The organism is Brachyspira sp. (genome assembly GCF_029258575.1).
Lineage (GTDB): Bacteria > Spirochaetota > Brachyspiria > Brachyspirales > Brachyspiraceae > Brachyspira.
Window position 1 is genome coordinate 1 of sequence record NZ_JARHYI010000027.1, and the last position, 23,745, is coordinate 23,745.

Annotated in this window: 15 protein-coding genes and 2 pseudogenes; 9 read left to right on the forward strand and 8 right to left on the reverse strand. The window is 25.5% G+C overall.

Translation table 11 applies throughout. The features are described 5' to 3' along the window. Nucleotides 1–870, forward strand: an 870-nt coding sequence (locus Q1J76_RS02160) for an AAA family ATPase (protein WP_300366124.1), incomplete at its 5' end; no start/stop codon positions are given. A 57-nt stretch (nucleotides 871–927) separates the two neighbouring features. After that, a complete protein-coding gene (mcrC, locus tag Q1J76_RS02165) occupies nucleotides 928–1,977 on the forward strand; it encodes a 5-methylcytosine-specific restriction endonuclease system specificity protein McrC (RefSeq protein ID WP_300366127.1) in 1,050 nt (349 codons plus the stop codon). 12 nt (nucleotides 1,978–1,989) lie between these two features. On the opposite strand, the gene Q1J76_RS02170 is transcribed toward mcrC, so the two are convergent. The 8 genes and pseudogenes from Q1J76_RS02170 to Q1J76_RS02210 all read right to left on the reverse strand — a co-directional run bounded on the left by Q1J76_RS02170 (nucleotide 1,990) and on the right by Q1J76_RS02210 (nucleotide 16,522). Next, nucleotides 1,990–3,153 carry a hypothetical protein gene (locus Q1J76_RS02170; protein ID WP_300366130.1) on the reverse strand — a complete coding sequence of 388 codons (1,164 nt, stop codon included), beginning with the start codon at nucleotides 3,151–3,153 and terminating at the stop codon, nucleotides 1,990–1,992. Between the two features lie 23 nt (nucleotides 3,154–3,176). Continuing rightward, nucleotides 3,177–4,761, reverse strand: a pseudogene (locus Q1J76_RS02175) (hypothetical protein). Then, nucleotides 4,758–5,552 carry a hypothetical protein gene (locus Q1J76_RS02185; RefSeq protein ID WP_300366139.1) on the reverse strand — a complete coding sequence of 265 codons (795 nt, stop codon included), beginning with the start codon at nucleotides 5,550–5,552 and terminating at the stop codon, nucleotides 4,758–4,760. The pseudogene Q1J76_RS02175 and the gene Q1J76_RS02185 overlap by 4 nt, the downstream one beginning before the upstream one ends. 527 nt (nucleotides 5,553–6,079) lie before the next feature. Continuing rightward, nucleotides 6,080–7,240 (reverse strand): iron-containing alcohol dehydrogenase, encoded by a 1,161-nt coding sequence (locus Q1J76_RS02190; protein ID WP_300366142.1) that lies wholly within the window; start codon nucleotides 7,238–7,240, stop codon nucleotides 6,080–6,082. An 85-nt stretch (nucleotides 7,241–7,325) separates the two neighbouring features. Next, nucleotides 7,326–10,352, reverse strand: a complete 3,027-nt coding sequence (locus tag Q1J76_RS02195; RefSeq protein ID WP_300366145.1) for a tetratricopeptide repeat protein — start codon at nucleotides 10,350–10,352, stop codon at nucleotides 7,326–7,328. 383 nt (nucleotides 10,353–10,735) lie between these two features. Continuing rightward, the gene (locus Q1J76_RS02200) at nucleotides 10,736–13,510 is read right to left on the reverse strand and encodes a TreP protein (RefSeq protein ID WP_300366148.1); all 2,775 of its coding nucleotides are present in this window, start codon (nucleotides 13,508–13,510) and stop codon (nucleotides 10,736–10,738) included. Nucleotides 13,511–13,752: 242 nt separating this feature from the next. Next, nucleotides 13,753–14,727: a tRNA modification radical SAM protein MnmL/YtqA gene (gene mnmL / locus Q1J76_RS02205; protein WP_300366151.1), complete on the reverse strand. Its 975-nt coding sequence runs from the start codon at nucleotides 14,725–14,727 to the stop codon at nucleotides 13,753–13,755. Nucleotides 14,728–15,022: 295 nt separating this feature from the next. Continuing rightward, nucleotides 15,023–16,522 (reverse strand): DUF2828 family protein, encoded by a 1,500-nt coding sequence (locus Q1J76_RS02210; protein ID WP_300366154.1) that lies wholly within the window; start codon nucleotides 16,520–16,522, stop codon nucleotides 15,023–15,025. Nucleotides 16,523–16,974: 452 nt separating this feature from the next. Here Q1J76_RS02210 and Q1J76_RS02215 point away from each other — a divergent pair, with 452 nt between their 5' ends. From Q1J76_RS02215 to Q1J76_RS02245, 7 genes and pseudogenes are all read left to right on the forward strand, one after another. Next, the gene (locus Q1J76_RS02215; RefSeq protein ID WP_300366157.1) at nucleotides 16,975–19,251 is read left to right on the forward strand and encodes a heavy metal translocating P-type ATPase; all 2,277 of its coding nucleotides are present in this window, start codon (nucleotides 16,975–16,977) and stop codon (nucleotides 19,249–19,251) included. Nucleotides 19,252–19,440: 189 nt separating this feature from the next. Beyond that, complete coding sequence (locus Q1J76_RS02220; RefSeq protein ID WP_300366161.1) at nucleotides 19,441–20,493, forward strand: methionine ABC transporter ATP-binding protein; 1,053 nt, start codon at nucleotides 19,441–19,443, stop codon at nucleotides 20,491–20,493. Next, entirely contained in the window at nucleotides 20,474–21,154 is a 681-nt protein-coding gene (locus Q1J76_RS02225) for a methionine ABC transporter permease (RefSeq protein ID WP_300366164.1), read from the forward strand. Before Q1J76_RS02220 ends, Q1J76_RS02225 begins: the two co-directional genes overlap by 20 nt. A gap of 153 nt (nucleotides 21,155–21,307) precedes the next feature. Beyond that, nucleotides 21,308–21,445: a hypothetical protein gene (locus Q1J76_RS02230; RefSeq protein WP_300366167.1), complete on the forward strand. Its 138-nt coding sequence runs from the start codon at nucleotides 21,308–21,310 to the stop codon at nucleotides 21,443–21,445. Between the two features lie 69 nt (nucleotides 21,446–21,514). Continuing rightward, on the forward strand, nucleotides 21,515–22,315 hold the full coding sequence (locus Q1J76_RS02235) for a MetQ/NlpA family ABC transporter substrate-binding protein (RefSeq protein ID WP_300366170.1): 801 nt from the start codon (nucleotides 21,515–21,517) through the stop codon (nucleotides 22,313–22,315). A gap of 192 nt (nucleotides 22,316–22,507) precedes the next feature. After that, a complete protein-coding gene (locus tag Q1J76_RS02240; protein ID WP_300366173.1) occupies nucleotides 22,508–23,299 on the forward strand; it encodes a MetQ/NlpA family ABC transporter substrate-binding protein in 792 nt (263 codons plus the stop codon). Nucleotides 23,300–23,401: 102 nt separating this feature from the next. Next, nucleotides 23,402–23,733 (forward strand): annotated as a pseudogene (locus tag Q1J76_RS02245) (MetQ/NlpA family ABC transporter substrate-binding protein); the annotation flags it as partial. Between the last annotated feature and the right edge of the window lie 12 nt (nucleotides 23,734–23,745).

The window sequence follows — 23,745 nt, forward strand, 5'->3', positions numbered from 1 at the left end:
GAAACTAATGATAAATCGGATAATTCATATACAAAAGAAAATTTTCTTAGTGAAGTTTTTATATCCGAAGAAAAATATGATACTATTATTAATTTACTTGATAGAAAGAAGAATATTATTTTTCAAGGCTCACCGGGAGTTGGAAAGACTTTTATGGCAAAAAAACTTGCTTATTCAATTATAGGCGAAGCTGATGATAAAAAAATAAAAATGGTGCAGTTTCATGAAAGTTATTCTTATGAAGATTTTATTATCGGGTATAAACCTACCGATAAAAACTTTGAATTAAAAAACGGTGTGTTTTATGATTTTTGTCAGAAGGCTGCTTCAGATATGGATAATGATTATTTCTTTATAATAGATGAGATTAACCGCGGAAATATATCTAAAATTTTTGGTGAACTTTTAATGCTTATAGAATCAGATAACAGAGATGCAGAAATTATACTATCTTATAATAATGAAAGTTTTACAGTACCTAATAATTTATATATTATTGGTATGATGAATACTGCTGACAGAAGTATTGCTGTTATTGATTATGCTTTGAGAAGAAGATTTTGTTTTGTAGATATTGAACCTGCTTTTAAAAATGAAAAGTTTGAAAGCTATTTAAAAAATAAAAATGTAAATGATAATCTTATAAAGAAAATAATTGATAAATTTACTGCTTTGAATAATTTTATAAAAAAAGACAGAACTCTAGGAAAAGGCTATACTATAGGACATAGTTATTTCTGTGACAAATTAGATGATGAGGAATATCAAAATATTATAGAATATGAAATTGCTCCTACACTGAGAGAGTATTGGTTTGATAATGAGGAGAAAGCAGAAAATGAAATAAAAAAGTTATTAGATAAAAAATAATTTTATTTACACTTTTTTGATGTTTAAAAAATATGAGCAAAATTAATTTAATATAAAATGAATAATAATATAAAAATACCTATTAAAAATATATACTACATGCTATCTTATGCTTGGAATATTTGGAATGTTATTGATGAAGATTATCAAAAAGAAATTTTCTCAGATGAAGAGTTTGATAATATTTATAATGTTATGGCTTATATATTAATTATGTTTTTGGATAAATTAATTAAAAGAGGTTTCTATAAAGGATATATAACTTTAGAAGAAGATTTGTCTTTTTTGAAAGGAAAAATTGACTTTTCTAAATCTATCAAAAGAAATACTATTAATTATAAAAAATTAGTATGCAGCTATAATATTCTTTCTAATGATATACTTTTTAATAGAATCATAAAATCCTCTTTAAACAAACTTATAAATTATAAAAATATAGATAATGATATTCATCAGAAATTAATAAATTTGAATCACTACTTTATTAAAATAAAAAATATAGAAGTTAATAATAAAACTTTTAAATTGTTGAAATATAATAAAAATAATATGCATTATAAGATTATAATTAATATATGCAAATTCATTCATAAAAATTTAATGGTTAATAAAAATAGTGATGAAGATTTTTTTATTGATTTTAATGAAGATAAAAGAATGCATTTACTTTATGAAAAATTTGTTTTGAACTTTTATAAATTTCATTTTAGAAATAATAAAAATATAAAGGTAAAAAATAAAACTATAAAATGGAATATAAATGATAATGAATATATACCATTGATGAAAACTGATATAATGATTTATAATAAAGAGAAATGTCTGATAATAGATACTAAATTTTATAAAAATATTTTAATAAATAATAATGATAAATTTTCTATAAGAAGCACTCATTTATATCAAATATTTTCTTATATGAGTAATGTCAATAAAAGATTTAAAACTATAAAAGGCATTTTGCTTTATCCTTTATGTATTGATAATTTAAATAAAGAATATAAATTAGAAAATAAATTATTTGCAATTAATACTTTAGATTTAAGCAAAGATTTTAAAACTATGGAAAAACAATTAGTAAATATTTTAAATGATTTTTTTATATAATAAATTTAAAAATTATCTTGTATACATTTGACTATTTCTCACTTTGTAACTGTTCATAAGTTTATAAACTTCATCAGGATTCAAAGCTTGTTCTACATTTATAGTAACATTCCAAATATCGCCTTTTTGAAATCCGCTTTCTTTAAGTTGAGCATTACTCTGAACTGCAATTTTACCAGACTTGTTTGTAACTATTTCAGCCCCCATCTCTCCTACTATAGCAGAACCTCCGTCTGGAATAATATAACCTGCAGTACCGAATGCAAATTGAGGTGCTTGTGGAGGATTTGATTTTATACTATCTAATGCATTAGCAGATGATACTATAGCAGAAGCTGCAGAAATAGCAGAAGATACTGCAGTTGCAGATATTATAAGTCCTGCTGCAAATCCTGCTGGTCCACTTTGACCAAATGAAGCTGCAACACCCAAAGCTGACTGAGCTATTGCAAGCGATGGTATCAAAATTGCATCAGCTATTGCCTTGGATTTTTCCATCTCAGCAAGTTTTACTTGATTATCCCATTCAGCATAGGCTTTATTATATTCAGCCTGTGCCAACTCTTTTTCTAATAATGCCCTTTGATTTTGTATTTCTTTTTCTTTTTGTAAATCCTCTTTTTCTTTATCCTGCTTTTTCTTTAACTCCTCCTGCTTTATTCTTATAGCCTCAGCACTTATAGCATCTTTATTGTTGATAGCTAATTCTAATTCTTCATCGAGCCTAGCTAAATAATTTTCATAATCCTCATCATCTGCCGATTTTTTATTTTCTTTAAGCTCCCTTTGATATTCATCAAACTCTTCAAGTTTATTTTTTGCCTCTTCTATAGCATTATCATATGAACTTAAATCATAATGAAAAAAATCAATAAATGCTGAACTTAAATCTTTATATATATTTGATATACTTGAAAGAGAATCTTTTATACTATCTGCAAATTTTGTTATATCAATATTTTTTATACTCTTATCAAGATTATCAAATGAAGATGCTGTATCATCTACTGCAGTTACTGCTCCATCTGCTGATGATGTGAAATCATTTAATATTTCATTTGAATCATTAAAAAATGAAGAAGATTCAAATGATGAATTTATTTTTTTTATGCTGTTTTCTATATTATTTAATTGTTTATTTATATCATTTAAATCTTTATTTAGATTATTATTCATATTTATAATCCTTTTTCAATATATTAAAAACTGCTACTATTTAAAATTTTTTCTAGGCTCTTTCTTTTCTCTTCCTGACTATATAGATAATTCATAAGATTTACATTCATCTTTGACAATTCCAAATCTATATTAAGAGTATTATTGTAAAATTTATAATTTATTGTTCTTATATTCATATCATCTATTCTTGATGCAGAATCAAAAAAGCAAATGAATTTTTCGTAAAGTATATTTCCTCTCTCAGAAGTTATTATAATATCTCTCTTGTCATATCCTCTTAGATCAAATACTCCGAATCCATTAGTAAAATATTTTCTTTGAGAATGTTTCTTATCTTCTATTTGAAATACAGCTGATTTTGTTTCTTGATTATCTTGTATACCGTCAGAGAAAAATATAACTATCTTTGTGATATTATAGCTTTGATTACAAATTTGTTTATAGTATCTGTCTATATTAGCAAGTGCCACAGAATATTGCTGCTTATAATTAGGATATTTTCTATATTCTATCGGTTCATCAATATCCAAAATATCTGAAGAATAAACTTTATTTAATCTACTTTCTGCTTCTGTGAATTCATTAAAATCTATAATTTGATAAAAGTTATTGGTCGGTTTTAATATGCATTCTATACATTCATTAATATTTAAATCATTTCTTTTATGATTGAGGCTTTTTATTTTAATAATTTCTTTCTTAGTTTGATTGGCTAGAAACTGATAAGCAAATTTATAAGCTAAATCATAATTTTCTAACTTATATTCTATTGCAAATATATCAGTTTTTATTCCTATTTCTTTTTCTAAAGGTATTGGAGGATATAATTTATCAGCTCCTATTATTTTAGGAAGAGTTCTATATACTTCTTTTTCATTTCCTTCTTCATCAGTAATATTATCTTTCATTTTGATTATATAACGGCTTACCAAATCTGCAGAATCTTCTTCATACTCGCTTTCAGAAAAATCATTATTATGCCAATTAAGTTTTTTACTTGGTATATCTGAAAACTCTTTAAAATAAAAATTGTTATCAAAATCTACTCCCCAGCACCAAGTATCTGACATGTTTTCTTCTACCTCATCAAGTATATCTGAAATATTTCTCCCGCTGAAAGACATAGTTATTTTTTTATCATTATTTAGTGTAATATTTCTTTCATCAAATATTATACCCATCTCTTCAATTTTTTCTTTTAATGATAAAACTATATTCAAAGCACCTTTAGTAGATTCTAATATTAAATCACCCTGTATATATTGATGAAGAAGTTTGCCCATATAGGTATGATGCTCAAATTAAGTCCTGCATTATCTATACTTTCTACATATCCTGCAAATCTTTTTTTCCATTAAGATAGTATTCAACTTTATCATTAATATTAAAATAATTAAGAGGTGTACTGAAACTTACTTTACTTACATCACCGCCTCTTTTATTAACTTTAAACTCATATCTCAAATAAGTATTATAAGTATTCTCAGCATATATGGTATCATTAATTTTTATATAATTGCCGAACTTCTCAAAATTAATATATGGGGCAGGGGGAAGTTTATATATTTTATCTCTAAGAAAATGATAAGGACTTTTATTTATCATATAAGAATACCCCTTTTATATCTTATAGAAGACTTTATACAAGTTTGATTGCTCTCTAAATAAAATACATTATTCCCAACATTTAATTCAGGCTGAACTCCTTTATAATTATAGGCAACTCCGTTTATATTTAATCTCTCTCCGTCAAAGTCTATATTATAAACTCCATTTCTTAATTCCGCATTGCATTCTATTCCAAAATTCTGCCTGTTGGCAAATAAGAATTGTAGCTCTCCTCCTACAACTATAAACTCCAAATTAAAACTCAAAGGAACAGGTACTAAACTTAAAGATTTATAATTGATATCCTGTTTATAATCCTCTGTAATTGTTAATTCATATTCTTCTTCTTTCTGTCTTAAAAATACTTTATCCAATGCCTCAAGTGAAATATCAATAACGCCTAAATTATTTATATATTTAATATTGTATCCACCTACTGATTTTATGATATATTCAGCTTCATAAATTTCATCTTCAAATATCGTTCTTATAAAATATCTTTTAATATTGCTAGATAAAATCATGCTAGTATATTTTGTATATTGATTCTCTATTTTTACCCAACTACCTATTTCATCTTTATATTCATATATAGGAATTCCAAAATTAAATGATCTTCCACTTGATATATTGCCTATGCCTGTTTTTATAGAATAATATCTACTTCCATCAGATACTTTATAATCAGTTTTTATATCATTAGATTTTATGTTTTCTGCTATATTTATAATATCAAAGATTTCTTCTGAATATTTATCTCTTACTATCAATTTGAAATCAAATGACATGAATAAAACTCCTTATATTATTATATTAATAGTAAAAAATATAAGGTATTATAAGATATTATTATCTTAGTTAAATTAAAAAATTATTTGATGCATACATATATTATTTGCATTATCATTGAGCAATAAATGCAAATATTTAAATTCATTATACATAGTGTATTTATCATTACAAATTTACGAAAAACTTGGCTTGGTTTAATATTTCTATTAAAGTATAAAGAATAATTAAAATTCTATTTTTAAAACAGTGTAAAAAAGAATAAAGGGTAGGGAATGTAAAATTTTGATTTGGAAGTATAAGATTTTCTACTTCCTCATATTTAGTAGGCTCTTCTTTTATCTCTTTAAAAATATTTAATTTCTTAATATAATAAACTCTTTTTATTATAAATAATAATTAAAAAATACAGTTTTTTATGAAAGCCTATTAGAAAATTATAACTTTTTATATTATCGGGTTAAAACTATATAAATTAATAGTACTGAATTTTTTAATAAAAATAACAGTACTATTTCAATGTATTTTATTTATATGATTTTTCTAATATGTTTAATACCTCTTCATCTGTGAAATTATGAGGATCACATTGGAATAATCCTCCCATAGCGAATCTAGCATTTTTAGCTATATCGGGAAGTTCTTCTTTTTTCATACCATAATCTGAAAGTTTCAAATCATCAACACCGCATGCCTTTTGTAAATCAGTTAAAGCATCTACAAAATCCATAGTTTTAGAAGCATCTTTTTTGCCTAAAGCTTTAGCCATATTTATCATTTTTTCATCGCATTTATGAGATTCAGCAATAGCAGTATAATATTCTTTACTAATTATAATAAGTCCTGCACCATGTTCAAGTTTAGGATAATAGGCACTTAAAGCATGTTCTATAGAATGTTCGGCAGTACAGCTTGAAGTACTTTCTACTATACCAGATAATGTATTTGCCATAGCTACATTTTCTCTTGCTTCCATATCATTTCCGTCTTTAACTGCATTAGCCAAACTTTTTCCTATAAGCTCTATTGCTTTTAAGGCAAATAAATCACTCATTTCACTTGCTATTTTATTTATATAACCTTCTGTACTATGAAATAAAGCATCGAAACCCTGATATGCTGTAAGTTTAGAAGGTACTGTTTTCATAAGTTCAGGATCAACTATAGATAGATAAGGATAAGTTTTTTCATAACCAAAACCTATTTTTTCTTTTCCATTAGTTATTACAGTCCAAGGATCTGCCTCTGTACCAGTACCTGCTGTAGTAGTTATTGCAACAACAGGAAGAGGATCATTTGGTATTGGCTTACCTTTACCTGTACCTCCAAATATATAATCCCAGTAATCACCGTCATTAGAAGCCATAATCGCAATAGATTTTGATGAATCAATACTGCTACCTCCGCCTATTCCTATAATAAAATCACAGTTTTCTTTTCTTGCCAAAGCTGCCCCTTCCATTACATGTTCTTTAATAGGATTAGGAAGAATTTTATCAAATAAACAATAATTAACATTAGCTTTATCCAATTCTTCTTCTAATCTTTTTAAATATCCATACTTTTTTATAGAAGTTCCTCCTGTTACTATTAATGCTTTTTTACCTGGTAATTTTTGTTTATGCAGTTTATTTAATGAACCGCATCCAAATAGTAATTTACTAGGCATATAAAAATTAAAATTCATATTTACTACCCCTTATATTAATACTAATATATTATGTTTACTATTATATACTTATATGATATTTAAATCAAATTGATAATTAATACTAAGAATATGGAAGTCTTTTTATTATTTGAAGATACTTTATGAATCTTTTTATCTTTACATTTTTCTTATCTATATTCAATGCCTTATTATAATATTCTAAAGAATTATTATAATAAGAATTTACCTCCCTATGTTTCTTATATTTAAAATAATAACAAATCCCAATACAGAAATAAATCTCATAATCATTCTTGCCATAATATTTATTTTCTATAGACAAATTATAATTATATATAGCCTTATCAAGATATTGTTCATCTGGTTTCTGTTTTTTATATAGAAGCAAATATATATCCCCAATAAGTGAATAGGCTTTAATATTGCCAAGCTTTATAGATTTATATAAATTATTAAATGCATTTTCTATATAATCAATTTTTAAAGTTTTTTCAAATAAATGTTTCAATATCAAAGCTCTATTATAGTTGCATTTAGGATAATTATTATCAATATCCAGCACTCTGCTGTAGCAATGAAAAGAATGAATTATATACTCATAATTTTTATTTTTTAAGAATATGGTATAGTATAAATTTCCCATATTAAAATAATAATCTATATTGTTTTTTTCTATTCCAGAAATATATTCCAAATAAAATAAAGCAAATAATGCATACTTTATTTTTTTAGTAATATTAAATAAATACTGAAAATAATCTATACATAATCTTATAGAAAATATATCATTGTTAAAACTATTTAAACATTTACCAGCCCTTATCAAATATTTATTATTTTTATGAATATCATACATAACATTATTTAATATGAATAAATATTTATTTGCCAATATTCTATTTTCTTCTAAAAGATTAATATTTTTATCAAAATAATTATTAATAATAACTTTATTATTATATTCAGTAAATAGTATAAAATAAATACGACTTAATTTTTTATAAATAGTATTTACTCCTATACCATTATTTATAGCTTTATCATAATATTCAATACATATTATAATATACTGATATTTAGTTTCTCTGTCAAAATTATTATTAGATATTTTTAAACTATATAAATCTCCAATAGATTCCAATGCAATTAATGAGTTTTCATTATTGTGCAATATAGTTTCAAAGCATGAATAAGCATTATCAAATATCCCATTAATATTATAAACTACATAAACTATGCTGTATAAAAAACCTAAATTTTCAATTGCAATATAATATGAATTATCAAAATTAATAGCCTTAATATAACTGTCTTCAGCAAGTTTATAATCTTCAAATCTGCTTTCAATTATTCTAAAATGATAAAGAAGTGCCAAATTATAATATAATGTTTTATCATATTGATTTATTTCTAAAGCATAATTAAAATTATCCAAAGCAATATTAAAATATTTTATATCTTTTTTTACCCTATATATTTCATAATATAGTATAGCCTTTTGAGATAAATTTTTTATATCATATTTACAATTCTTAAAATTCTTATCTATATAATTTAATGACAAATCAAAATATTTATTTGTATTATGATCTTCTAAATATTTTACTCTGTAAAGTTCGCTTATAGCAATGAAAGAATTTGAACGGTTTAAAAAGAATAATGCTTTAGTAAAAAAATTCTCTCTCAAATTATAATAGGATTCAGTAAATTTATCTTTTAAACTTTCGCAGTATAAATAATAATAAAAGTATCCCATATTATAATTGGTATAATATTCTAAAGTATTATCAGAATCTAATGCCCCTTCACTTGATAAAGTTTCATAATCATTTAATGATAATGTGAAATAATTAGGATCTTCAAAATGATAAAAAGCTAATCTATATAATTCAAATCTATTTATATAAGTATAAAAATAATCACAATCAATGGAAAGTGCTTTATTATAAAAAAATAATGCATTATCAAAATCTTCTTTATTTTTATTTATATCAAATTTGCATTCATAAAGATATGCAATAGAATTCAATATATCACATTCATCTAAATCTAAGTGATGAAATGAAGAGAGTGCAGCATTAAAATATAAATCATCTTTCGTATTTTTATAACAGTATATATAGAGATATGCCATAAAATAGTAGGCATTATTATCTGTATCTTTTGCTTTATTATAATAATTCATAGCAGAGGTAAAATCTTCTTCATTTTGTGTTAAATTATATTTAATGCTGTAGGTATATCCTAAAATATAATACAAAAGATTATCATAATTACCACTGTCTTCTATTTTCTCTAATATTGAAATTGCATCATCAGAAAAATATATATATTTGCTGTATTTAAACATAATAGTATGTAAGAAAGCAATATTAAGTAAAGTGTTAATATCATTACTACTATAATATAATTCTATATAATAATTTATAGATAATAAATAATAATCAGGATTCTTTGTAAATAAAAATTTATCTTTATATAATTTAGCTATATAATACAATGCAAAAATATTATCATTATCAAAATCTAAAATACTTAAATATGCTTCGGCAGCAATATCAAAATATTTTTCTTTTTCAGCATTATCATATTTGTATTTATATAATGAAAAAATATTATAGCTTAAATTGATGTCATTTCCTATTAAACTTGATACTTCTTTATAGCATTCTAAAGATTTATTAAAATATTCATTATCTTTAGTATTAATATATTTAAAATGATATAGTATAGCCAAGATGAAATAAGTTATTTCGTTATGATGATGTATTACTTTATTTATATTTTCCAATACTAAATCATAATAAATATTATCAAGATTATAAATATATCTAGTATAATATAAAAATGCAGCTTTATTTCTAGCATATAAATTACCGCTATTTTTTATAAGTATAGAATTGATTCCTCCTATAACATTTTCAAAACTTTCATCATCTCCATTATAGGCACATTCATCTATATATGAATCTATAAGCGATTGAATTATAGCCGTATCGTTATATCTTATATTTAATTCTTTTTTATCCTTTATTTTTTTGATTATATCATAAAAATACTTATCATTATTTTCCAAAGTTTCAAAATCTAATTTTTTAAGAAGAGAAAGTCCTGAGTCTGCTTTCATATTATTGATAAAATTATAATAGTTCATATACTGCATTAATTTTAAATAGACAATATAAAAATTATGATAATCAAATATATATATTTTTTCATACTATACCCTTTGAAGAATAGTCAATTATATTATACATAAAAAAGTAATTTATTTAAATATATTCATATTAATATTTTAATAACAAACCCCACCCTTCAAAATTTTTTTAATTTTATTTTAAATTTTCACTTTAATTATATTAAAAATGAAAATAAGAAAAAGCAAACCCACCCAAGCGATAATTAAGTTTAAAAACTTTTTAAACGCACGATGAGTGATTTTTTGATATGCATTTAATTATGATTAAAAATCATATTATATTTTTAATTTTATTCTTCGTGCGTCATTATTTACCAAGACATTTGAAAACCAAATCCAATATATAAATCATTTATAGTAGGATAATTTGCAATGATATTCTTATCCAAACTTGTAGGAAGCCTTAAAGCTAATAATATATAAGGCTCTCCTGTTACAACATTCTGATGCCCTGATATTGGTATGCTGGCATCAAAACCTGCTTTTAAAGCTAGAGAATGCATATAATCTTTTGAATAGTAGGCATACCTGTATGAAATAGAGGCAAAAAAATTATCAAAATATATATGACTTAAATTAAAATGAGAATTTAAGTAACCTAGAAGTTCAAAATCTCCTCCCAAAAAATAATTGTCTTTGTATTTTTTGTTTTTCACATATGCATAAAACTCTTCTGGGGCTTTTACTTCCCTTTCGCCAAATATAGTAGAAGCTCCATCAAATGCTGCATTGGTATCGAATGCATAAGAACCATAAAAAGAAGCTCTTATAGGAATATATCTTGTTTGAAACTTCGTACTGAAATCTATTGCAAATTTATTGTATTTTATTGAGTATGTAGGATAAATTGTTATATTGATTAAATCATCTCTGTATGGTTTATCTGCTTTTACTTTAAATATCATTGAGGCTTTAAGCGATGCATTAAGAGTCCAAGAAGAATATTTCCAAGTAAATGCCGATGAAGTATTAGTTTTAGGATTAACAAATTCCGAAAATAAGGCTCCTGATACTAAAGGCTCAATAAAAAAATAAAGTTTATCACTTTCTGTATTAATAAGAAACTGCATTCCTATATAAGAATTTAATCTCCAATAATTATATACAGAATATACAACTTCGCTTTTAAATCCAAAATATATAGGATAAAGAAAATTAAAAGATGTAACTGTAAGTTCCGTTTGAAGGAAGTTTGAAGGTATATCATATCCTATCCAAATCAAAGCTAAATTATTTAATGCAGGAGTAGCTATAACAGAAAGTATACCAAAACCATTAACTAAAAATTGAAAAGTATTATTAATTTGAGGCAAAGGAATCCACATAGACCAAGGCTTTAAATATTTAAAAGCATTATAATTTCCAAGCTCCATTTCTGGATTAAAATCATATTTATTTATTGTTTTATCTGTATATGTGAATTTTTTTGTTACAGAAGTGTTATCTGTATATTTCATAAGTCTGTCAAACTCTGAAAATCTTCCCATATAATATATATTTTCTCCAGCATAAACTGCAGAAAATACTCCCCCTGAATAATCTTTTGGGTAAAGTTTCATGCTGTTATTATTTAAATCTATTTCTCCAAGTTTGTAATATTTATCATTATTGTTGTATGAAAAAAGAAGCTTATTATTAGAATGCCTTAAAGTTCTAACATAGTTAAGAGTATTGTCTTGAGTTTCTATATATTTAATAGATTTATTATTATAATTAAATATTGCTATATGCTTTACTCCTTTTTCTGTAACTATCAATGCTATATTATCATCATCAATAACTGCAGGAGAACTGTATCCGAAATTATCATTAGCAGGAATGAGAATTTCTTTTTCATTATTTTCATTTATATAAATAAGAATAGAATTATGCAAATCTTTTGATACACCTATAATACCGTTTTTAAAATATCTTGCATACTGCAAATCAAACCATTTTCTTTTTGTTCTTCTTTTTTTATTCAAATCATATTCTTTAACAATATATTTATAAAGTCCTCCATTATACATTAAAGAAACTATCAAAGCATTATTTCCGTCTTCTGATATATCCAAACTTTCAGAACTTCTGTCTATAAGAAACTCTACTTTTAAATCTTTTTTATTATTTTGATTATTTCTCTTTTCTTCATAAGAGTATAAAGCTCCAATATTAGCATCAATATAATAAACTCTATTATTGTATGAATAAATATCATTAATAAAAGTTTCCTTATTATTCACCCTCATATCTTCGCTAGGATTTATATTTTCTAAAACCAAAGAGTTTTGAAAATCAGCCCATGCTTCTATAAATTTTATTCCATATACTTTTTGAAAAGCTCCGTAAACTCCAGAATTATATATAAAAAATGAAAAATGAAGTTTGGTCTGCATTCTATTCCAAAACTCATTATACTTTTCCATTCCGAATCTTTCCTGAAGATATTTAGAGAATAATCCTCCATATTCATAATAAATATTTCCATAAGGTCTTTTAGTCCAAAGATAAGAAGCCTGAATTGGAGTTCTAAAATTTCCTTCAAATATATCCTGTCTTAATCTCTGTTTTACCAAAGGATCATTAGCACGTCCGAAACCTGTTAAACTTTCCATGCTTACAGGAGCACCTTCAATCATAAAAGGCATAGCGTTTATATGAACAAAAGAAGCCCAATTTCCCATTACTTTAGTTGCAAGTCCTGTGTTTTCTGAAGCCATAGTAAGAAGATGGGTAAGTTCATGTATAAACACAGACTCAAAATTATTATTATAGCTTGTAAAGTTTTCATCTAAATTTGTATCATAAAGTATTAAACTTGAATACGGTATTATCATTGCCGCTGAATTGAATAAATTAAAGTCAGGAGTTATTGTTATTGCTATTTTTCCTTTTACTGTGCTATTTAAAATCTTTGAATATTTTTCATATATATCATCAGCAACTTTTGCTAAATTTTCTGCCGTTCTTCTGGACTCTATAGGAAATATTATTTCAAATTTCTTTGTTTGTATTGTATGTAATTTTCTAAATGGTTTAAAAGTCTGCGTATATAGATTAACGCTTAAAATCAATATTAATATAAAAAATAAAAAAATTCTTTTCATAAATGACTGAAAGCTAGTATATTATAATTCATATTTTTTGCAATAAATTGTTATACATAACTTAATTATCATTAAAAAAAATGAAAAAATATCATATCGCATAACCCTAAAAATAAGGTTTCAATAAAAACATTCCTTCCAAAATATTTCTTTATTATGAAATATATATTAATAATTTTTATATTCACAAACCTATTTAATTAAAGAAACTTAAAGGCGATATGATAATCAAATATTTACATTTACTGCCGATTCTTATTATCATTATTCATACCCTGAACTATATTTTTTTCTTTCATATTTTTCATTATGAGATTTATTATTACTCCCTTTGATTTTTTCCATTTAGGAGCTATCAAACTATCTCCTAAACTATCTCCCATCAAACGAGCTATTATAATATCCGAACGCGTAAAAGAAATTGCCTCGCTTATTAAATCTATATAATAATCTTCATTTAAAGTAGGAAATAAATATTCTCTATACATATTTTCAAAATATGAATCTTTTACTATATCAAGCTGATGAAACTTTACTGCATCTATTTTTAATGATGATATATCTTTTACTGTTTTAAGCATATCATCTCTGCTTTCTAATTCTATACTATTATTGATAATTCTTTTTGGAAGTCCGAATATAACATGTGTACATATTATAATATTTGCATAATTGCTTTTTATATGATTTACCATTTTAGAAAAAGAATTATAATCATGACCCCTATTAATTAACTTTGAAGTTTCATTGTTTGAAGACTGAAGTCCCATTTCTAGCCAAATTTCTTTATTATAAGAAACAGATAAATCATTAAGCTCCTTTAATACATTTTCTTCAAGCATATCGCTTCTTGCTCCAAACATAAGTCCTACGCAGTCATCAAAATGCACCAATTTATTAGCATATTTTAATGATTCTTGGCAAGCCAATGGAGATAATGGAGTGCCTAATTGAAAATAGCCATAAAATTTTTGATACCTTCCTCTATAATTTTTTACACCATTTATCCATTGATTATTAATATCTTCTTCTCTGACATAGGGAGGTTTATAGCTATTTAAATTACAGAATCGGCAGCCTCCGTCATTGGCTTTATGAGCACAGCCAAAATCCGTATCTATAGAAATTTTACCTACTTTTAATCCGAATTTATTTTTTACATAATCAGAAAATGAATAATAGTTTTTATCGTTTTGTTTATCAATTTTTTTTTGCATATTGATAACAGTATATCATAAAATAAATTTTTTAAAACTAATATTTAGTATCCTATAAAAGATTTTTAATTTAAAATATACTAGGGTGGGTGTTAAAATGACAGTTGAAAATAAAAAAATTAAACATCGTAAAAATAGCTTTTGTATATTATAAGTCTATAGGGCGGGGTATGTAAATTAAGTTTTAAAATTTATACTCACTCCACACCCTTTTATTTTTATAATTTAAATATCAAATGAAATATGAATTAGAATTTTCATTATAAATAAAGTATGCTTTCCCTAACGAAATATATTAATCCTTTATATCAATATTATAATCTTTCAAAGTATCAAGAATTAAAAGCATAGATATTTCATCTTGATTATTTAAATTGTATTTGTCTATATTGATTATATTTTTTATAGCATTCTGACTTCTGCCAGAAATAAATAAAACATCATCATTTTTTAAAGCAGGCATTATTCTGCTTGATGAGTTCACATTCCAGAAAATTATTGTAGGAAGTTTATAATTATTTTTATTGAATGATTCTTTCCAATATTCAAAATTAGTTTTGTTTGCTTTATCACAGGCATTAAACTCCATATCAGAAATTATTATTATATATTTAGGAAGTTCTTCTTGTGATACATGATTTTTTAAAGCAGTGTCAAGCAAAGCATTAAATACAGAATCTATATTTGTACTCATATCTATAGATGATCTTAAAATATAATCAACTATATCTACTATATTATTGATATTAGATATATCATGCATTTTAGAATTGCCACAGAAATCTATAAAATTATTATGAAATACAGATTTATTTAACTGTGCTATATATATTGCCAAAGCCACAGAACATATTAAAGGTTCCCCATTTAAATTTATACCCATACTGCCAGATACATCGCATGCAACAATAGCATTTAAATTATCATCTACAAAAATGTTCGGAAGATTTTTCCAAGTCAAATCAAATTCTTCTCTTCTTAATTTTTTATCTTCTACTGGGCAAAATATAATTTCTCTTATAATGTCAAAAGGAGTTAATGTACTTGTATTTAATTTAACTTTTCCTAGCTTTACATCTTCAAAAAACTGCTTGTATCTTTTTTCATCATTTCTAATGAAAGCCTTTGAATATTTCCTCATAGCAAGAGAAGTAACTTGAGAATAATCAAAAGTATAATCTTTCTCTCTCAAATTATTTTCTACTAATTTTATTTTCTTTCTTAAGGTAGATAAAGTTTTTCTGTATTCTTTAGCATTAATATTTAAAAGTTTTATTAATTCTCTTGCAATGTTTCTTGTATTTTTTGAAGAAGTGTTTTCACTAGGAAGCCATTTAGCTAAAAGCGAAACATTATCAGATTTTTTATCTTTTTCTAATTGCTCTAATATTATGTTTTTTGTAAAATCAGAAATATTTTTATTTTCTTTATTATCATACCATATATAAATAATATCATCCCATCTTCCAAGCTCTGGTATAGTTCTTAGAATTTCTATTGCAGTGAGAATATGATTTAGTTTAATCATAATATTAATATACTTTCTGAAAACTTCTCTCTCCCCAATGCCTTTTCTTATATCCCTTAAATACATTATTGATTTGCAAGTAAGTTCAGGACTTTCTCGCCAAGCATCTATAAAATATTTTAATAATTCATCATCCGTTTTTGATCTGCTTGCCCCCATAGTGGCAAATAAATCTATAACACCACTTAATGATGATATATTAGTATCAGAAAAATTATGAGTATAAGTTTTATTAAAAGAATTTTTAATCAAATCCAAAAAAGACATAGAATCAATTCTCCAATATGAAAAACAATATATAATAAAAAAATATTCTATGCCTATTAAATAATAAACATAGAATTAAAAAACTAGACACAATAATACACCATGAAAAAATGGCTAAAGGAGTTGAACCTTCTTATTGTCCCAAAATTAAATTGCTGTTTGTGCCTAAAATATTATTTCAATAATAATAAACTAGATTCCATTTTATCCAGTATAGTGGTTTTAATATTATTTGCTGTTGGAATCTGTTCTTATTTTATATTTAATCTATGCTTTTGTCAATTCTAAAAATATTATTTAATAATTAATATACCCGTATACCCTACTTGAAATTTATAACGAATTATGATATATTTATTGTTAGATTGATTTAACTTTTATAAGCATATATAATAATATTATTATTATGCTTTTTATGTAATAGTATTTTAATTTTAAGAGGGTTTTTATTTATGAAAATGACATTAAAAATAGGTGGTATGCATTGTGCTGCATGTTCAAGAGCAGTAGAACGTGCATTGAAAAAAACAGATGGTATAGAAGATGCCAATGTAAATATAGCTACTGAAAAAGCAGTATTTAATTACGATGAAAAAAAACTTCAATATAATGATATAGTAAATATTATAGTAAAGGCAGGATATCAGGTACTTGGTCAGGAGGAGGATCCTTCTGTTGTGAAGGCTAGGGAGATTAAGGATCAGAAAATAAGATTGATAGTTTCTGCTGTATTTTCTATACCTTTATTTTATATATCAATGGCACCTATGGTGAGTTTGGTAAAGTTTCCAATACCTAGTTTTTTGGTTCATCATATCAATCCTCAGGTTTTCTCTATAGTAGCTATACTTTTATGTGTACCTGTTATGTTATCAGGTTATAAATTTTATACATTAGGTTTTCCTGCACTTTTTAGAGGCTCTCCGAATATGGACTCTCTTGTAGCAATAGGTACAACAGCGGCTTTCAGTTATAGTATCTATTCTACTATTTTATCTTTTATGGGTCTTAATCCTCATGGCGACAATTTATACTATGAATCAGCTGCGGTTATAATAACATTAGTACAGTTCGGTAAATATTTAGAGGCTAGAAGTAAGGGAAAGACAGGTGAGGCTATAAAAAAACTTATGGGACTTCAGCCAAAAACAGCTACTATAATAAAAGATGGAGAAGAAAAAGAAATAAAAATTTCAGAGGTAAAAATCAATGATATAGTATTAGTTCGTCCTGGTGAGAAGATACCTGTTGATGGAGAAATAATAGAAGGATACAGTAGTGTAGATGAATCAATGCTTACAGGAGAGAGTATACCTGTTGAAAAAACTGTAGGGGATAAAGTTGTTGGTGCTTCTATAAATAAAACAGGAAGTTTTAAATTCAAAGCTCAGAAAGTAGGAGCGGATACTGCATTAGCTCAGATAATAAAACTTGTAGAGGATGCTCAGGGTTCAAAAGCTCCTATAGCTCATATTGCAGATGTTGTATCATCTTATTTTGTACCTGCCGTAATAACTATAGCTGCAGTATCAGCGGTGATTTGGTTTATAGCTGTGCATGATTTTGTATTTGCTTTAACTGTATTTGTATCGGTGCTTGTAATAGCATGTCCTTGTGCTTTGGGGCTTGCTACACCTACTGCTATAATGGTTGGTACTGGAAAAGGTGCTGAACTTGGCATACTTTTTAAGAATGCCGAAGCTCTAGAAGTATCAGGAAAAATAAATGCTGTTATGTTTGATAAAACAGGTACTCTTACAGAGGGTAAGCCTTATGTTACTGATATTATTTCTAATGATAAGGATAAACTTCTTCTAATAGCGGCAAGTTCAGAAAATGGAAGCGAACATCCATTGGGTGAGGCTATAGTGAGAGAGGCTAAAGAAAAAAATATAAAACTTCTTAATATAGAAAATTTCAAAGCTATAGCTGGTTTAGGGATAGAGGTGTTTATTCATAATAAGAAAGTTTTGATGGGCAATGATAAATTAATGAAAAAAGAAAATATAAATATAGAAAATTATTATTCTGATATGGATAAACTTTCAAAAGAAGGAAAGACTCCAATGTATGTTGCCTATGATAATGAACTTTTAGGAATAATAGCTTGTGCTGATAAATTAAAACAGGAAAGCATTGAAGCTATAAAAAGACTTCATAAACTTGGAATAAAAACTGCTATGATAACAGGCGACAATAAAAACACTGCTAATTCAGTTGCCAAGGAAGCTGGAATTGATATAGTATTTGCTGAAGTTCTTCCAGAAGAGAAATCTAATGAGGTGAAAAAACTTCAGGAGCAAGGTTTAACAGTTGCTATGGTAGGAGATGGTATAAATGATGCACCTGCTTTAACTCAGGCTAATGTAGGTATTGCTATAGGAAGCGGTACAGATGTTGCTATTGAAAGTGCCGATATAGTTCTTGTAAAATCAAATACTAATGATGTTGTAACTGCTATAGAATTAAGCAAGGCTACTATGAGAGATATTAAGCAGAATCTTTTCTGGGCATTCTGTTATAATGTTATAGGAATACCGATAGCCGCAGGAGTTTTACATATATTCAGAGAGCCTTTAATAGCTTCTTCTATAGGAAATTTTTTAGTTTCTATTATGGGAAGAGATTTACTTCTAAATCCTATATTTGCAGCTCTTGCTATGAGTTTAAGTTCTGTTTCTGTAGTTACTAATGCTTTGAGACTTAATTTCTTTAAACCAAGTAAATGATGTTTTATATAAATTAAGTTTTTGAATCATACTTACTCCTAAATACCGTAGTATAATTTTATGATTTTCATTGCTATTGACAGATATATTTTAAAAATATATAATTATTGGTATTAATTTTCATTTATCAAAGAATAAAATTATATTTCACACAAAGTAATAATAAAATTTTAGGGTACAGGATAATAGATGATAGTTTTGGAAAATGTCAGTAAGATATTTAAAACTGCAAAAAATAAACAGCTTAATGCAGTTAATAATGTATCTTTAAAAATAGAGAAAGGCGAAATATATGGCATAATAGGTTTTTCAGGAGCTGGTAAATCTACTTTGGTAAGATGTATAAATTTACTTGAAAGACCTACATCAGGAAAAGTTTATTTAGATGATGTGGAATTAACATCTTTACCTCCTAAACAGTTAAGAGATACTAGAAAAAAAATAGGTATGATATTTCAGCAATTCAATTTATTCGGTTCAAGGAATGTATTTAAAAATGTTGCCTATGCATTAAGATATAGAGGACTTCCTAAAGATGAGATAGAAAAAAAAGTAATGTATCTTCTTGAGCTTGTAGATATAAAAGATAAGGCTTATGTTTATCCTTCTCAATTAAGCGGTGGGCAAAAACAGAGAGTAGCTATTGCAAGGGCTTTGGCTAATGATCCGCAAATACTTTTATGCGATGAAGCTACAAGTGCCTTGGATCCTCAAACAACTTTTTCTATATTAAAATTATTAAAGAAATTAAATGAAGAGTTGGGACTTACTATAGTGGTAATAACTCATGAAATGAATGTAGTTAAAGAGTTATGTCATAAAGTTGCCGTTATGAATAATGGTAATTTAATAGAAGAAGGAAATATATTTGAAGTATTCTCTCGTCCTAAAAATCAAGTTACTCAGGACTTTATAGATACTACTTCTAATGTATCAAAAATATATTCGCTAGTTGAAGAAAAACATAATATAACAAAATTAAAAGCTGGTGAATGTATAGTAAGATTAAAATATAAAAAAGAAAGTGTAGGGGAGGCTTTGGTTTCCCATATTTCTAGAAAGTTCAATGTTGATGTTAATATAATATTTGGAAATGTTGAACTTATAGATGATAGTTTGCTTGGTGGTCTTGTTGTTATACTTCATGAAAAAGAGAAAGGAGGAATAACAGGTGCAATAGATTTCCTTATAGAACAAAATGTTGATGTAGAGGTGATAACAGATGCTAGATATTCTGAATAATTTAATACCTAATGTTATGGCGGATTTGCCTAGACTTTATCAAAGCATAATACAAACTTTTGTAATGCTTTTTTATTCTGGTATAATATCATTTTTTGTAGGTGGTTTTTTAGGTATACTTTTAATAGTTACTAAAAGATTCGGTATTATGGAAAATATAATAGTATATGAAGTTTTGAGTAAGTTGATTAATTTTTTTAGGGCTATACCTTTTATCATACTTCTTGCAATGCTTGTACCTCTGACCAGATTTATAATGGGTACAGCTATCGGGGTAAAGGGAGCTATTATACCATTAATATTCGGAACTGTACCTTTTTTTGCAAGACAGATAGAAAGTGCATTATCTGAGATTAATTCGGGATTGATAGAGGCTGCTCAGTCTATGGGATCATCTCCTATAGCTATAATTTTTAGGGTATATTTAAAAGAGAGTATTGCCCCTATAGCTAGAGGAACTACTATTACAGCTATTAGTTTGATAGGTCTTACTGCTATGGCTGGAGCTGTAGGTGCTGGAGGACTTGGTACTTATGCTATACAATCTGGATATTATAGAAATAAATTAGATATTATATATGTATCTGTAATACTTCTTGTAATACTTGTAGGTATTATACAGGCTATAGGAAATTTTGTAGTAAAAAAGTCTACTCATTAATTTTTTATAAAAGTATTTAATTATGGATACTATAAAAAGAAGAAAAGTTGTTTTAATAAGGCTTGGCATGTAGGATATGTTTTTGCTTCTTAGGGTTTAGTTGAATAGATTATTTATATTGATATAGATGAAAAGAAATCATTTTCTTATGCTTTGGATATATATGATTATTTAAATGTTAAATATGAACAAAATGATGTTTATGCTTCTGTATCTGCTTTGCTTGGAAGAAATAGTGTTGAAAAAATTATTGAACTTAATATGAATGAAGAAGAGAAAAAAAATATTTGATGAGTCTTGTAATATTATGAAAACAAATTATGAATTATCTTTAACTATGTAATATAAAGAGGAGAACATATGAAAAAAATAATATTATTCTTATTTTCTATAATGCTTTTTATATCATGTTCAAATACGGATAAAAATGTTAATGTTATTAAAGTTGGATATATAGGAGAGTCAGATAGGGTTATTTGGGAAGAAGTGAAAAGACAGGTTTCCAATGATAATATTAAAATAGAATTAATATCTTTTGGAGATTATTTGCTTCCTAATCAGGCTTTGAATGATGGAGATATTGATTTGAATAATTTTCAGCATTATGCTTTTTTCAATAATGAAGTTGAAACTAAAGGTTATCAATTAACTGCTATAGCGGATACTTGTCTTGCTGCTATGAATATATATTCTGATAATATAACTAATATTAATCAATTAAAAGAGAGAGATAAAATAGCTATACCCAATGATCCTTCTAATGGTGGAAGAGCTTTAAAAGTTTTGGAGGCTGCTGGTATTATAAAATTAAAAGATAAATCTATACAAAATCCTGTTTTGAAAGATATAAAAGAAAATCCTCTTAATATAGAGATAGTTGAAGTTGATGCGGGAAGTATATACAGTCTTCTTCCTGATGTTGCTTGTGCTGTTATTAATTGTAATTTTGCTTTGAATTTCGGACTTAATCCTGATACTGATTCTATATTTAAAGATAATCCTACTAATTATAATGATAAGAATTATATAAATTTAATAGCATCAAGAACTGAAGATAAGGATAATCCTATATATAAGAGAATAGTAGAGGCTTATCAATCTGATGAAGTTAAGGAAATTTATAATAAAGATTTTAAGGGGGCTTATATAGCTGTTTGGTAATAATGCTATATATTATGATGATATAAAAAATATTCAAATCTTGGTACAAAATCTCATGTGAATTTAGTAGTCAGCAGAGAGAAATATGAGAGAGGCAATATTTATAAGCTACAAGCAAAAATAAAAAATAAAATTAAAGAAAACAAGTTATCAGTTATTACCGATATTTATTAAACATAATTGGATTTTATTATGAAAAAAATATTATTAACTTTATCATTATTATTTGTATTTATATCATGCAGTTCTAAAAAAAATTATGAAGTAATAAGGCTTGGATATATAGGGGAATTTGATGTAGAGATATGGGAATCATTAGGCAGCGAATTGAAAAGTAAAAAAATAGTTTTAGAGTTAATACCTTTTTCTGATTATTCTGCTCTTAATAGAGCATTAAACAGCAAATATATAGATTTGAATCATTTTCAGCATTATGCTTATTTTATTGATGAAACTAATAAAAATGATTATTATTTGGGTATTGTAGATAGAACTTTTATCGCTTCTATGAATATATATTCAAGAAATATTACTAACTTATCGCAATTGAGTTTGGAATCAAAAATAGCTGTTCCTAAAGATCATGTGAATTTTTCAAGAGCTTTAAAAATATTGGAATCTGTTGGTTTATTGAAATTATATAATAATAATGATGTTAATTATAATTTTACAACTAATGATATAATAGAAAATTCTTTAAATTTGGAATTGGTAGCTATTGATGCTAATAATATATATTCTGCTATATCATCTGTTGATGCTGCTATTGTAAATTATAATTATAATTTTGATTTTAAAAATGAGAATGTTTTATATTCTGATGATCCTAGCAAATATTATTCTGATATGTATATAAATTTGATTGTATCTAGGCTTGAAGATGTAAATAATGTTATATACAAAATAATTGCAGATACCTATAAAAACAGAGTTAAGAAATTAGTTGAATCTGGTAAATTAAAAGGTATTATTCTTAATTATTGATTTATTAAATTATTTATTATATAATATAAAATACAATAATGAAGAGAATATTACTGGTATTTACTTTGATATTTGTTAAAACCTGAAACATGCAATTTCCAAAGTATAAATGATATAATAGAAAATTACCTTAATGTGGAAATAGTAGAAGTTGATGCTGGAAGTATATATAGTTTTCTTCCTAATGTTACTTGTGCTGTTATCAATTGTAATTATGCTATAGATTTTGGGTTTAATCTGGTAGTTGATTATATATTTAAAGATGATTCTTCTATATTATACAGGAAATTCTTTCACTAATTTGATAGCTACAATAACTGAAGATAAAGGATAATGAATTATACAAAAAAATAGTTGCTTCTTATCAATATGCTGAAGTAGAGAAGGTATATGCTAAAGATTTTAAGGGAGTTTATTTACCTGTTTGGAAATAATTAAAAATAATA

Excerpts from the sequence above, each read along its gene's own strand:
- mcrC (WP_300366127.1), top strand. The coding sequence starts at position 928 with ATGAATAATAATATAAAAATACCTATTAAAAATATATACTACATGCTA.
- Q1J76_RS02170 (WP_300366130.1), bottom strand. The coding sequence starts at position 3,153 with ATGAATAATAATCTAAATAAAGATTTAAATGATATAAATAAACAATTA.
- Q1J76_RS02185 (WP_300366139.1), bottom strand. The coding sequence starts at position 5,552 with ATGTCATTTGATTTCAAATTGATAGTAAGAGATAAATATTCAGAAGAA.
- Q1J76_RS02190 (WP_300366142.1), bottom strand. The coding sequence starts at position 7,240 with ATGAATTTTAATTTTTATATGCCTAGTAAATTACTATTTGGATGCGGT.
- Q1J76_RS02195 (WP_300366145.1), bottom strand. The coding sequence starts at position 10,352 with ATGAAAGCAGACTCAGGACTTTCTCTTCTTAAAAAATTAGATTTTGAA.
- Q1J76_RS02200 (WP_300366148.1), bottom strand. The coding sequence starts at position 13,510 with ATGAAAAGAATTTTTTTATTTTTTATATTAATATTGATTTTAAGCGTT.
- mnmL (WP_300366151.1), bottom strand. The coding sequence starts at position 14,727 with ATGCAAAAAAAAATTGATAAACAAAACGATAAAAACTATTATTCATTT.
- Q1J76_RS02210 (WP_300366154.1), bottom strand. The coding sequence starts at position 16,522 with ATGTCTTTTTTGGATTTGATTAAAAATTCTTTTAATAAAACTTATACT.
- Q1J76_RS02215 (WP_300366157.1), top strand. The coding sequence starts at position 16,975 with ATGAAAATGACATTAAAAATAGGTGGTATGCATTGTGCTGCATGTTCA.
- Q1J76_RS02220 (WP_300366161.1), top strand. The coding sequence starts at position 19,441 with ATGATAGTTTTGGAAAATGTCAGTAAGATATTTAAAACTGCAAAAAAT.
- Q1J76_RS02225 (WP_300366164.1), top strand. The coding sequence starts at position 20,474 with ATGCTAGATATTCTGAATAATTTAATACCTAATGTTATGGCGGATTTG.
- Q1J76_RS02235 (WP_300366170.1), top strand. The coding sequence starts at position 21,515 with ATGAAAAAAATAATATTATTCTTATTTTCTATAATGCTTTTTATATCA.
- Q1J76_RS02240 (WP_300366173.1), top strand. The coding sequence starts at position 22,508 with ATGAAAAAAATATTATTAACTTTATCATTATTATTTGTATTTATATCA.